At 64.3% G+C, this 12768-nt stretch carries 13 protein-coding genes and 1 pseudogene; 6 read left to right on the plus strand and 8 right to left on the minus strand.

The window, feature by feature from the left end:
* The first annotated feature begins 160 nt into the window (after nucleotides 1-160).
* The 6 genes from KW808_RS15335 (at nucleotide 161) to KW808_RS15360 (ending at nucleotide 7949) form a co-directional block, all read left to right on the plus strand.
* Nucleotides 161-745, plus strand: a complete 585-nt coding sequence (locus KW808_RS15335) for a copper resistance CopC family protein (protein WP_003860216.1) — start codon at nucleotides 161-163, stop codon at nucleotides 743-745.
* Between the two features lie 176 nt (nucleotides 746-921).
* Nucleotides 922-1287 (plus strand): Cd(II)/Pb(II)-sensing metalloregulatory transcriptional regulator CmtR, encoded by a 366-nt coding sequence (gene cmtR, locus KW808_RS15340; protein WP_003860214.1) that lies wholly within the window; start codon nucleotides 922-924, stop codon nucleotides 1285-1287.
* Nucleotides 1284-3254: a heavy metal translocating P-type ATPase gene (locus tag KW808_RS15345; RefSeq protein ID WP_003860212.1), complete on the plus strand. Its 1971-nt coding sequence runs from the start codon at nucleotides 1284-1286 to the stop codon at nucleotides 3252-3254. Before cmtR (KW808_RS15340) ends, KW808_RS15345 begins: the two co-directional genes overlap by 4 nt.
* Nucleotides 3255-3317: 63 nt before the next feature.
* Nucleotides 3318-4358 carry an SURF1 family cytochrome oxidase biogenesis protein gene (locus KW808_RS15350; RefSeq protein WP_003860209.1) on the plus strand — a complete coding sequence of 347 codons (1041 nt, stop codon included), beginning with the start codon at nucleotides 3318-3320 and terminating at the stop codon, nucleotides 4356-4358.
* A 123-nt stretch (nucleotides 4359-4481) separates the two neighbouring features.
* Nucleotides 4482-6569 (plus strand): heavy metal translocating P-type ATPase, encoded by a 2088-nt coding sequence (locus KW808_RS15355; protein WP_003860207.1) that lies wholly within the window; start codon nucleotides 4482-4484, stop codon nucleotides 6567-6569.
* 288 nt (nucleotides 6570-6857) lie between these two features.
* Complete coding sequence (locus tag KW808_RS15360) at nucleotides 6858-7949, plus strand: IS630 family transposase (protein ID WP_015453112.1); 1092 nt, start codon at nucleotides 6858-6860, stop codon at nucleotides 7947-7949.
* Between the two features lie 99 nt (nucleotides 7950-8048).
* Here the strand turns inward: KW808_RS15360 and KW808_RS15365 are convergent.
* From KW808_RS15365 to KW808_RS15400, 8 genes and pseudogenes are all read right to left on the minus strand, one after another.
* A pseudogene (locus tag KW808_RS15365) lies at nucleotides 8049-8432 on the minus strand (transposase); the annotation flags it as partial.
* Nucleotides 8377-8721, minus strand: a complete 345-nt coding sequence (locus KW808_RS15370; protein WP_080506389.1) for an integrase core domain-containing protein — start codon at nucleotides 8719-8721, stop codon at nucleotides 8377-8379. The pseudogene KW808_RS15365 and the gene KW808_RS15370, both read right to left, overlap by 56 nt.
* Nucleotides 8684-9331: an IS3 family transposase gene (locus tag KW808_RS15375; protein ID WP_003860196.1), complete on the minus strand. Its 648-nt coding sequence runs from the start codon at nucleotides 9329-9331 to the stop codon at nucleotides 8684-8686. Before KW808_RS15375 ends, KW808_RS15370 begins: the two co-directional genes overlap by 38 nt.
* A 53-nt stretch (nucleotides 9332-9384) precedes the next feature.
* The gene (locus tag KW808_RS15380; RefSeq protein ID WP_003860195.1) at nucleotides 9385-10536 is read right to left on the minus strand and encodes an IS30 family transposase; all 1152 of its coding nucleotides are present in this window, start codon (nucleotides 10534-10536) and stop codon (nucleotides 9385-9387) included.
* Between the two features lie 89 nt (nucleotides 10537-10625).
* Nucleotides 10626-10823 (minus strand): transposase, encoded by a 198-nt coding sequence (locus tag KW808_RS15385; RefSeq protein ID WP_003860194.1) that lies wholly within the window; start codon nucleotides 10821-10823, stop codon nucleotides 10626-10628.
* Nucleotides 10824-10884: 61 nt separating this feature from the next.
* A complete protein-coding gene (locus KW808_RS15390) occupies nucleotides 10885-11511 on the minus strand; it encodes a cadmium resistance transporter (protein WP_003860193.1) in 627 nt (208 codons plus the stop codon).
* Entirely contained in the window at nucleotides 11511-11870 is a 360-nt protein-coding gene (gene cmtR / locus KW808_RS15395; protein WP_003860192.1) for a Cd(II)/Pb(II)-sensing metalloregulatory transcriptional regulator CmtR, read from the minus strand. The genes KW808_RS15390 and cmtR (KW808_RS15395) overlap by 1 nt, the downstream gene beginning before the upstream one ends.
* Before the next feature lie 178 nt (nucleotides 11871-12048).
* On the minus strand, nucleotides 12049-12747 hold the full coding sequence (locus KW808_RS15400) for a metal-dependent transcriptional regulator (RefSeq protein WP_003860191.1): 699 nt from the start codon (nucleotides 12745-12747) through the stop codon (nucleotides 12049-12051).
* Nucleotides 12748-12768: the final 21 nt, after the last annotated feature.

Genomic DNA, 12768 nt, shown 5'->3' on the forward strand with positions numbered 1-12768 from the left:
CAGGGGTGCACCGACCTGGGAAGAACAACACCCGGTGAAGGCGGCGTGGCCGGGAACTTTCCTCCCGCCCGTTCCGACCAGTGTCTTGGCACCTCCCGCAGGCAGGTGCCTTAGTCGCTCACATCCGGTTGAAGAACCGGCCCAGTCCAGGAGGACTTTCGTGATCATCTCCCCCATGCTCCCTCGTCGTGTGCTGGCTACTGTTGTGGCGGTCGGGGCCCTGACCGTCGTAGCCACCCCGGTTGCCCTCGCGCATGACTCCGTGATCGGCGGCAATCCCGCGGACGGTGAAGTGGTCGAAGAATTTCCCCGCAGCATCGAGCTGAAGTTCTCCGGGCTTCCCCAGGAGGGTTTCAGCACCGTAGCCATCACCGACCAGGACTCCGGTGATCTCCTGTTCAGTGGTGAGCCGACCATCGACGGCCGACTGGTGACCCTTGATCTACCTGCGGATGTCAGCGGCGGGCCAGGTGACTACACCGTCGGCTTCCAGATCCTCTCCTCCGACGGCCACGCCACCCGCAGCGCGACCACTTTCACCGTCGCCGGTGACGCCCAAACGACCGCCACCCCCACGGGCGCCGACGCCAAGCCTGTGGAGGAGACCACAGCTGTCGAGAACACCGCCGAGGGGGACACCTCCATAGTCAGTAATCCGATAGTCCTGACCCTCGCGGGGTTGGCCCTCTTCGGCGTCATCGCCGGGGCCATCGTGCTGGCTGTCCGGAGCCGTGACAGGCGTTAGGGAGCAGAAGACTCCCGCTACATCCTGAGCGCCGGTGTGCCATGCCGCGGGTCAATCTCCCTCCAGGCTGACGCGGTTTCAGGACCCCACCTCCCACCTGACGTTCGTCGGACATCCAGGGGCGACCACCCTAGGGACAATTGCAGACTAATCAGTCCCCACTGTATAGTCAGTGCATGCTGACTATTGCTTCTCGTCTTGATGTGATGAATCGCCTGGGCCGTGCCATGGCCGATCCCACCCGGTCCCGGATCCTGTTGTCCCTACTCGAATCCCCCGGGTATCCGGCCCAACTGGCCGAAACGCTGGGGTTGACCCGGACGAATGTCTCCAACCACCTGGCGTGTCTGCGTGACTGCGGAATCGTCGTCGCGGAACCGGAGGGCCGGCGCACCCGCTATGAGATCGTCGACGCCCACCTCGCCCGGGCGCTTGCCGTCCTGGTGGAGACCACCCTGGCGGTTGACGAGAACGCCGCGTGTCTGGACCCGCAGTGTCCGGTTGCTGGTTGCTGCGATGAGGAAAGAGGCCAGCGGTCATGACGTCTGCCTGTGGTTGTGAACCGTCCGTGCCGATGGCCGACGAAGAGGAGCCCACCCCGTGGTGGCGTGACCGTGCCGTCCTTCTCCCGGTGGCTTCCGGCGTGTCCCTGCTCATCGGCCTGATCCTCGAGTGGTTCGTCCCCGGGGCCGGACTGGTGGCCACCGGCCTGTTCTGGCTCGCCCTACTGCTGGGCGCCTCCCAATTCGTCCCCGGAGCCCTCAAGGGGTTGTTTACCCGGGGAAAACTGGGTATCGGGTTGCTGATGACGATCAGCGCCCTCGGTGCCGTCCTGCTGGGTTTCATCGAGGAGGCCGCCGCCCTGGCCTTCCTCTACTCCATCGCAGAGGCGCTGGAAGATAAGGCGATGGACAAGGCCCGCTCGGGCCTGCGTGCCCTGCTGGCCCTCATCCCCTCCACCGCGACCATCATCTCCCACGGGGTGACCCGCAGTGTGGCGGTCGAGGAGCTGGTCCCAGGGGATGTGTTGCGCCTGGCGGCCGGAGATCGCTTGGCCACCGATGGAATCATCCGGTCCGGGCACAGCAGCCTGGATGTTTCGGCGATCACCGGGGAATCCATCCCTGTGGAGGTCGGCCCCGGTGACGCGGTGCTGGCCGGGTCGATCAACACCACCGGGGCGCTCGAGGTCGAGGCCACCGCCGGAGGCACGGACAATTCCCTGACCACCGTGGTCGCCCTGGTGGAACAGGCCCAGCACGATAAGGGCCAACGGGCCCGGATCGCCGACCGCCTGGCCCGTCCCCTGGTGCCCGGTGTCCTCATCCTCGCCATCCTCGTCGCCGTCATCGGGTCCTGGCTGGGGGATCCGGGCGTATGGATTGAGCGTGCCCTGGTCGTGCTGGTCGCGGCCTCGCCGTGTGCGCTGGCGATCTCGGTGCCGGTCACGGTCGTCTCTGCGATCGGGGCGGCCAGCAAGTTCGGGGTGGTCATCAAGTCCGGCGCCGCCTTCGAGCGCCTCGGTGGTATCCGGCATCTGGCCCTGGATAAGACCGGTACCCTGACCCGCAACCGGCCCACCGTCGTAGATGTGCTCACCACTGGTGGAGCCACCCGGGCGGATGTCCTCGGTTGGGCCGCGGCGCTGGAGGCTCACAGCACCCACCCGTTGGCTGCCGCCATTACCGCCGCTACACCGCAGGCCCCGGCCGCCCAGCAGGTCGACGAAGCCGCCGGGCAGGGCATCACCGGACTTATTGACGGAGCGCAGATCGCCGTGGGCAGCCCCCGCTGGCTGTCCCCCGGCCCCTTGGCCGGTCAGGTCGAGGACCTGGAAAAACAAGGCATGACCGTGGTCGTCATCCACCGCGATGGCCAGCCCGTGGGGGCGATCGGGGTGCGCGATGAACTCCGCCCCGAGGTCCCCGAGGTCATCCGGACGCTCACCGATGAGGGTTTCGGGGTCACCATGCTCACCGGCGACAACAGCCGCACCGCCGCTGCGCTGGCCCGGGAGGCCGGCATCACGGACGTGCGGGCCGAGCTACGCCCGGAGGACAAGGCCACCGCCGTGGCCGGACTGGGGACCCGCGGCCCGGTGGCGATGATCGGTGACGGCATCAACGACGCGCCCGCCCTGGCCCGAGCCGATATCGGTATCGCCATGGGTGCCAAGGGCTCGGACGCGGCGATCGAGTCCGCGGATGTGGCGTTTACCGGCGATGACCTGCGCCTGATCCCCAGGGCTCTGCGCCACGCCCGCCGGGGCCGGGCGATCATCAACCAGAACATTGTGCTGTCCCTGGCGATCATCATCGTCCTGTTGCCGCTGGCGATCACCGGTGTGCTGGGACTGGCTGCTGTCGTGCTGGTCCACGAGGTGGCCGAGGTCATCGTCATCGCCAACGGCCTGCGGGCCGCCCGCACCAAGCATCTTGACCTGAAGCCCGTCGAGGCGGCCACGGTCACTGCCGACGAGGATGCGGACGGAAGGTCCCGGGTCTCGTAGTGCTTTCCCCATGAGCACCCTGCGACAGGATGTACTTTCTCACCGGACGGTGCAGTAGACTTCATGGCTGTGAGCAGCACAGGTGAACGCAGGTACGGTCGGGCCCCGCAGAAGAAGGGCTGGCGGACCTTCCTCCGGCCCGGCTGGGTGTTCGGTGTCCTTGCCATCATCGCTTTCTCCTACGTCGCCTTTACCTTTCTGGCGCCGTGGCAGCTGAGCAGGGATAGCACTATCGTCGAGCGCAACGAGCAGATCGAAGCCGCCTTCGAGGTCGAGCCCGTCCCCGCCGAGGAGATCTTTGACGCCCAGGGCAGTATCGAGCCCGGGGAGGAATGGGCCCGGGTGATCCTTCAGGGCCACTACCTGCCCGAGGATGAGGTGCTGATGCGCAACCGTCCGGTCGACTCCTCCCCTGCCTTCCATGCCTTGACTCCCTTCCAGCTGAACTCCGGTGAGGTCATCCTGGTCAACCGGGGTTTCAACCCGCCGCTTGAGGGCGGTGTCCCACCGATGGATACTGCGCCAGCCGGTGAGCAGTCCATCGTCGGCCACGCCCGATTCACCGAGCAGACACCGATGTCCCCCCCGATCGAGGACCAGGGCTACCGCCAGGTCTACGGCATCAACACCGCGCAGATTGCCGAGGTGACCGGCAGGGACCTGGCGGAGGACTATGTGCAGCTGGCCGAGGGGCAGGCCGGGGAGATCAACGCCATCCCGGTGCCCATGCTCGACCGCGGTTCGCACCTGTCCTACGCCTTCCAGTGGATCGCCTTCGGCATCATGGCCCCGCTCGGCCTGGGGTATTTTATCTGGGCGGAGCTGAAGGAACGCCGCCGTGTGCGCCGCGAGGAGGCCGAGCTGGCCGACGGATCCGCATCCTCGCAGCAGACCGGGGACTCCCAGGACGAAGAGACAGATTCCGACCCGGTGGGCGTCCTCCACACCACTCACCCGGAAAATGACACCCAGGGTCTCGCCCATGCCCAAGCTCCTACTTCCGCATCCTCTGGTGCCCGTGCACGCATGTTGCACGACCGTTACGGCGACAGCCAGCCGAATCACTCCCGGAAATTCACCAACCGCCGGCACGAGCGGTTCTAAGCGCAGCCTTGCGCACCACACGGTGCGGCCCGCTCGATGTCTATACGGAGGGTGCGGAATGGGATACCCTCAAGGATTTTTAATAAGCTTTCAATAAGAGGTTTTCCCCGTTAGGCTACAGGCATGAGCGAGCACCAACACGACCATGACCCCGGCCACCGTACTGCCCCGAACGGATCCCCCACAACCCTGCCACCGACATCGGCGGCCACTCATACCCAAGATCATGCCCACGGTTCCGCACGCTGGGAGCTGTGGTTCGCGATCGCCGCCGGCGTCACTTACACCGGTGGGATGATCGCGGAGTTCGCGTTGGGGCTGCCGATGGTCGGATGGCCGTTGGCGTTCTTCCTCGCCACCTACTTCTTCGGTGGGTTCTTCACCATCCGCACCGCTATCTCCTCCACGCTGCGAGGGAAGTTCGAGGTCGACTTCCTCATGCTCGTCGCCGCGGTCGGCGCCGCTCTCATCGGCCGGTGGGCGGAGGGTGCGGTGCTGCTGTTTCTGTTCAGCCTCGGCCACGCGCTCGAAGAGTACGCCCTTAGCCGTGCCAGCAAGTCCATCGAGGCCCTCGCCGAGCTCGCCCCCCGCAGCGCCCTGGTGCGCCGCGGCGAAACCGAACCCGTGGAAGTACCGGTGGAGGAGCTCGTGGTCGGAGACATCGTTGTCATCCGTCCGAACTCCCGCATCCCCTCGGACGGGTTCGTGATCTCCGGAATGTCCGCCGTTGATCAATCGGCAGTCACGGGCGAGTCGATCCCCGTGGAGAAGGAACCGGTGTCCGACCCCACACGGACGATGCACACGGTCGGCACCCTCCCCGCCACCAATCGAGTGTTTGCCGGCACCGTGAACGGGTCTGGCCTACTCGAGATCGAGGTCACCGCGACCGCCGCTGACTCGACACTGAGCAAGGTCGTTGAGCTTGTTCGCACCGCCGACCAGGCTGCGTCCCCGACACAGCAGTTCATCGACCGGTTCCAGCGCTGGTACGTGCCCGCCGTGATCCTCGGGGTCATCGCCACCCTGCTGGTGTCGATGTTCGCGTTCGCGCAGCCGTTCCGCGACGCCTTCTACCTCGCCATGACTGTGCTCGTCGCCGCGAGCCCATGCGCTCTCGCGATCGCCACCCCAGCCGCAGTCCTGGCGGGCGTGGCCCGCGCCGCCCGTGCCGGCGTGCTCGTCAAGGGCGGTGCCCCGCTCGAGACACTCGGACGAGTAGAGGCGATAGCGTTCGACAAGACCGGCACCCTCACGTGGGGCGCACCACGAGTGACCTCGCTCGTTCCCGCCGATGACACGTCCGAATCGGAACTGATCCCGACACTCGTGTCGGTCGAATCTCTCAGCGACCACCCCCTCGCCGCCGCGATCGTCCGCGACCTTGCACCCCGCGTCCCCGAGACCGGGCGGCTGGTGGCCACCGACCTCTCGGCACTCACCGGCCGCGGCATCACCGCGACGATCGACGGAGAGCGGGTCGAAATCGGCAACCTGCGCATGTTCGACGAACAGCAGCTTGAACTGCCCTCCTCGCTGGCCAAGGCCTACGCCGAAGCCCGCGACTCTGGGCAGACGTTGATGATCGTGCGTCGTGGTGACCGCTTCCTGGGGGTCGTGGGAGTGATGGACGCCTCCCGCGCCGAATCCGCCCAGGTGCTCAACGCGCTCCGGGACACAGGGGTCGGCCATCTGGTCATGATCTCCGGCGACAATCAGCGGGTCGCCGACGCGGTAGGTCAGGAAGTCGGCGTCGACACGGCGATCGGAGAGCTCCTCCCCGAGGACAAGGTCACTCACATCACGAGCCTGGCCAAGACATACCGCCCGATCGCGATGATCGGCGACGGCGTCAACGACGCCCCCGCGATGGCCCGCGCTGACGTCGGCATTGCGATGGGTGCTGCCGGGTCGACGGTCGCGTTAGAGACCTGCGACATCGCGCTGATGAGCGACGACCTCGGACGCATCCCGTTCGCTGTCCGGCTGAGCCGGGCCGCCAGCCGGATCATCCGACAGAACCTCATCGCCAGCCTCGCCATCGTCGTTTTCCTCATCATCGCGACCTTCCTTGGGCTTAATATCGGCGCCGTCGTGCTCATCCATGAGGGATCCACCCTCATCGTCGTCGCGAACGCGCTTCGCCTGCTCAACTTCCAGAAAGGCCAGGAACACGCCGGCATCGACCACGAAGAAAAGCCCACGCACTGATGCTTCTCCCCGCGAGTCACCAGTGGGGCCCGTGGCGAGAACAGTCCGTCCGATCTGTCGGAGAACCGCTTACCCCCACTCAACCCCCGGGCTATCCAGAGGAACTCACTCATGGATTGTCCCGTCAGCGGCACCGTATGGGTCATATCAGACGGGACTGGAATCAACATCGACTTCCGGACACTCCTTCCGGCCTGTCAGACGATCGCCGGGAGTTTGGTTCCCTGGGGGAAGCTCGCCTAGTGTCCTGCGCCGTTAATTCGCTGCTGGATCATTGTAAAATTGGGTATGGCACACCGAGGACCGGCGTTAGCCCCACTGACCTTGACCGATGATGAACGCGACCAACTGCAACGCTGGGTCCGGCGACGCAAAACCACCCAGGACCTCGCGCTCCGCTCCCGGATCGTACTGGAATGCGCAACCGGGGCATCGAACTCGGAGGTCGCCCGTCGGTTGGGGATCTCATTGCCGACGGTGGGTAAATGGCGGGCCCGCTTCATCGACAAGCGCCTCGACGGACTGGTCGACGAGCCCCGGCCGGGTCGGCCCGCGACGATCGGTATCGACCGGGTCGAGCAGGTCATCATCGACACCCTGGAATCAACCCCTGCGAATGCGACCCATTGGTCGCGGGCGAGCATGGCCGAGAAATCCGGCCTGTCGAAGTCCACGGTCGGTCGGATCTGGAAGGCTTTCGGACTCAAGCCCCACCTGGAGGAGGGGTTCAAGCTTTCCAACGATCCCTTTTTCACCGAGAAAATTTATGACATCGTCGGGTTGTATCTGAACCCACCGGAGTCAGCGGTCGTGCTGTGTGTCGATGAGAAAAGCCAGGTACAAGCCCTACAGCGGTCCCAGCCGGCCTTTCCGATGATGCCGGGAACACCCGAGCGCCGCGCACACGACTATGTCCGCCACGGCACCACGAGTCTGTTCGCCGCACTCAACGTTGCCGATGGGACGGTGATCTCCCAGGTCCACCGCAAGCACCGCTCGGTGGAGTTCAGAAAATTCCTGGTCAAGATCGACAAAACCGTCCCCGAGGGCCTGGACGTGCACGTCATCTGCGACAACTACGCCACCCACAAACACCCGACGATCCAGACCTGGCTGGGCAAGCACCCCCGGTTCCACATGCACTTCACGCCCACCTACTCCTCCTGGATCAACCAGGTGGAGCGGGTGTTTGCCGAGGTGACCCGAGAGCTCCTTCAGCGCAGCGACCACCGAAGCGTGCAGGCACTGGAGAAAGACCTCCGCGACTGGGTGAGGGCGTGGAACGAGGACCCGAAGCCGTTCATCTGGACTAAAACGGCCGAGGACATCCTCGACTCCATCGCCCGATCCTTACAACGAATTAACGGCGCAGGACACTAGTAGTGCTTTGTTAGGTGTCTCTGGGGCGGTGGCAGTAGGGACAGCGGTCGAGTAACCGGATGACGGCGGTCTGGAGTTCAGTGAGCACCGTGTAAAAAGTCAGGCCGCCGGTAGTGCTTTTGGGCCGGCGGCCAGTCGTTTCATGGTGATGAACAGGTGTGCTGCGGTGACGGGTGTGGTGTGGTGATGCCAGCCGAGCCAATGTCGACCCTCGAAGTGGTCGAGTCCCAGGCCGTGCTTGAGTTCGCGGTAGTCGTGTTCGATCCGCCACCGGATCTTTCCCAGGCGCACCAACTGCTCGATGGGGGTGGTCTCGGGCAGGGTCGACAACCAGTAATCGGTGGGTTCGTCTTCTCCGGCGGGCCATTCGACCAGCAGCCAACACTCTGGGGCGGTGCCGTGAACCGCTACGGCTTTGTTGCCGCCGTTAGATTGGGTGAGCCGCCGTCGCAGGTGACCCAGGAATTGTAGCTTCTCTGGCCCAGTAGGACTCCTCGTACTCCGCCGGCGGGACCATCCCCAGGGTGGAATGCAGCCGGTGGTGGTTGTGCCACTGCACCCACGCCATGGTCGCGAGTTCGACGTCGACGATCGACTCCAGGTTCTGTGCGGTGAAGATCCGGGAGCCGATGCACTCGGTCTTGTCCAGCCCGTTGCTCGACTCCATCAGCGCATTGTCGTAGGCATCACCCACACTCCCGATCGACGGGGTGATGCCCTGCAGGGCCAGGTTCTCAGTGAATTTCACCGCGGTGTGACTTGCTGCCCGCATCCGAGTGGTGCGTCAGCTCACCACGGACAACGGGACGCTGGGTGCGGTCACGCTCCCACAGCGCCGGGTACCGTGGGATACGCACCAGTTCGACTCCGCGGGAGGTCTGCGCGTGCCAGCCGACGATGCGCTGCGAGTACACGTCAACGATGAAGGCCACATAGACCCAGCCCGAACCGGTGCGGGCGTAGGTGAAATCGGCGACCCATACCCGGTTGGACGCCTCGGCGGTAAAGTTCCGGTTCAGCAGGTCAGGGGCACGGTCCCCGGACCCGGGAATCGTGGTCCGCACCGTGGTCCGGCGCCTGAAGATACCGTTCATCCCGGCCAGGCGCATCAACCGGCCGACGGTGCAATGCGCCCTCGCATGACCCTGCCGACGCAGGTGGGCGACCATCTTGCGCCGCCCGTACAGGGATTCCGGTGCGTCCCGAAGCTCGTAGAGGGCGTTGAGGATCTGCGCGTCCGTCATGGTCCGTGTGGCCGGTACTTTCTTCCAGTGGTGGTAGGTCCTCGCCGCGACCTGCACGCCCTGCTCACGCAGCACATGGCGGGCCGACTCGACAGCAAAGCCTTCTTTTTTCATCTGGTCGATGAAGGCGACGATCAACGGTTTCCGGGGTCGAGCTCCCCGGCGAAGAAAACCGTCTTGGGTTCAATCCGTCAACGCAACAGTGCTTCATACTGCTCAGCAGGGGTGCGGAATCCCAGAACCTTCCGGGGACGGTTGTTGAGCTTATCGGCCACCTGATCCAGGTCCGTCTGACTGAAGCCCTTCATCGATGTTTTCTTCGGGAAATACTGCCGCAGCAACCGGTTGGTATTTTCGTTTGTTCCGCGTTGCCAGGGTGAGTGAGGATCAGCGAAGCACACCGTCATCCCCGTGCCGGCGGTGACCTCCTTGTGGCCGGCCAGCTCCATTCCCCGGTCCCACGTCAACGAACGCTTCGCCTGATCCGGCAGCTGCCCCAGTTCCCGTATCAGACCAGCTGTCACCGACGCCGCATGTCTGGACTCGACGTGGACCACCCGTGTGAATCGGGTTGCCCGTTCGATCACCGTGGCGATCTGTGACTGCTGGGCGCCGATGACGAGATCTCCCTCCCAGTGGCCCACCTGGACGCGGGCTTCTGCCTCCTTCGGGCGCTTCGAGATCGACACTGCATCCTTGATCTGGGAGCGCCACTGCCCACTGGTGGTGTTGGAGCGTGCCTTCCTGATCGGCCGGCGGGAACGGAGATGTTTCTGCAGGTCTTTGGGCAGGACGCCTCTGGACTGGATGAACAGTGACTTGTAGATCGACTCGTGAGAGATCTGCATCCGAGAGGTGCACGCGTAGGTGATCTTGAGTCGTCCGGCGATCTGTTCCGGTGACCAGTCCTCGCGCAGACGCGCGGCCACGTATCCGCGTAGGACGGGGTTCTTGGCGAGTTTGCAGCGCTGGGGTCGACGCGCCTGTCGCCATGAGCGGTCATCGGCATCTATGGCACGGTAGGCCGTGCGTCCCCTGTTACGGGTTACTTCACGACTGATCGTCGACGCGCTGCGACCTGTCAGTCGTGCGATCGCGCGGTAGGATAATCCCACACTTAAGCCGCGGGATATTTCCTCGCGCTCGGCCAGGGTGAGAGTGCCTGGGTGGTGTTTCTGGGCCGGGAGATAGATCCCTCCCCGGGGCAGGAGAATGGAAAAGATTGATCCTGGTGGGGAACCGACGTCGCGTGATATATCGCTGATAGAGGAACCGGTTTTCCACAGGTCCCAGACTTTCTGGCGTTGATCTTGGGGTAAGCCGGGTCGTCCGATCTTGGCCATCTGATTCTTCCCTTCATGAGGTGGGCCGAGATGGTGTTGCACTCACGGGTTGAGTCTAAGGTGGCCTTCTTCAAAATCTCGTTGGCCTCTCACAGGCGTTTGTTCTCCTTGCGCAGGCGGGTCATTTCCTCGTTTTCCTCGGTGCTCACACCGGGGACGTGGCCGGCGTCGACCTCGGCCTGGCGGACCCAGTTGCGCAGGGTTTCGCGCGAGACACCGAGCTCGTCCCCGACGGCGGTGCAGGTGACGGTCAGCGATCGGTAGTCCTCACGATGCTGCTGGACCATCCGGACGGCCCGTGCCTTGAACTTAAGGGTTGTAGGACTTCTTCATGGTGGTGATACTTCCTCATTGGAAGGCGGCAAGAAACCCGTGACGGTTCAGACCGAAAGCACCGCCGCCGACGAGGATGAAAATGCCCAGGCCGATCAAAACGATGGGGAACAGTACATGTTCCCAGCGTTCGAGGACCTCGGCGATGGGCGGACGGGTGGCAACGAATTTCGCCAGCAGGACCAAAACTGCCACCAGGACGAGGAAGACGACGCAGTAGGTGATGACCGTGGCGGTTCCCACATTAAGGAAGACGGGGACGTAGACGCCGATATTGTCGCCGCCGTTGGCAAACGTCACCCCGGCGACCGTCAGGATACCCACCTTCTTCCCGGCGACCTTCCCGGCGTCATCGTCGTCATCATCGCTCCGCCAGGCCTGCCAGGCCGCCCATAAGCCGAGGAGCAGGGGAATGAGCCCGAAGTATGGGATGGCCTGCTCGGGCAGGAAGGCTTCCGCCCCCAGGGTCACCAGGACGGCGGCGCCGAGGATGCCGACGAATCCGAGGTACTGGCCGACCAAGATCCGGGCTGTGGTCCCCTTTTGTCCCGCACCGCGGGCGAAGAACAGCGAAAGCACGATGATGTCGTCAATGTTCGTGGCGAGGAACAGGCCAATCGCCGACAGCAAGCCGGAGACCATCACATGCCCTCCTGCCCGGTGACACAACCGGGCACGTCACAGCCCGAGTCGAGACAGGGAGCGTGCTCATCCACCGCGAGCGTGACGTCCAGCAACGCGTTGAGCGCCTGGGCGAGGTGGGCGTCGACGATTTCGTAGCGAGTCTGCCGGCCCTCCGGTTCGGCAACGATGATGCCGCAGTCGCGTAGGCAGGCGAGATGGTTCGACACATTCGGGCGCGTCAGTTCCAGCTCCCGAGCCAGTTGCGCGGGATAGCCGGGCGCCTCCAGCAGGGACAACAGGATCCGGGACCGGGTGGGATCGGCCATGGCACGGCCTAACCGGTTCATCACATCGAGACAGGAAGCAATAGTCAGCATGCACTTAACTATACAGCAGACACTGAACAATCCTTGCCCGCCCCCGGAGGATGGGCCAGGAAATATGTGCATCAGCTCCGAACGTCACGCATCGCAAACGGGCGCCTTGGGCGCAGGACTTCAGAAAACAATCACGCTAGATGCAAAGAGTGGTGCGGCCGATATCCCCCCCTACCAGCTACAAGGAAGTGCTGCCCCGGAGGCCGGGGGAGGGCGCTACCCAAATGGCATTGGCTTGCTCCGTGGTGAGGATGACCTCTTTCCCATCAGCGCCTTTGAGGAGAACTCTGTCTTGGCGTGGGTCCGCGCCAGCGACGTTCACTATGGCGCCCGGAACTATTTCCTGCCTCCTAAAGCCGGCTAACTGGCTTGAGTCAGCATCAGAGATGCGGATGATTACGTAGTCACCCGGAACAACGTGGGTGAGCCGGATGGCATCGATGGAGCGGGAGATATGCCCGGTAGCGGTGGGGATGGGGTCGCCGTGTGGATCGGTGGCGGGGTTCCCGAGGAGAGCGTCGATACGCTCGATCATGGTTTCTGAGGCGGCGTGTTCGAGCCGTTCGGCCTCGTCGTGGACCTCCTCCCACGGGTAGCCCAGGGTGGTGACAAGGAAGGTCTCGAGTAGTCGATGCCTGCGTACCATCGCGATGGCGTACTTCTCGCCCCGCTCGGTAAGCATGACCGGTTTGTAAGGTTGATACTCCACCAGTCCCTGGGCCGCCAGCCGCTTGACCGTATCCGAGACGTTGGGCGTGGTCGTGCCCATCCGTGCCGCCAAGGCCGTGGCGGTGATGGGTGGGCCTCCCCACTCGGTGGCCGCCCAGATCACCTTGAGGTAGTCCTGGGCTACCGGCGTGATCTCACTCAGGTCCATGGACTCACGCTACCGAAGACC

This window comes from [Brevibacterium] flavum (assembly GCF_019317305.1).
GTDB lineage: Bacteria > Actinomycetota > Actinomycetes > Mycobacteriales > Mycobacteriaceae > Corynebacterium > Corynebacterium glutamicum.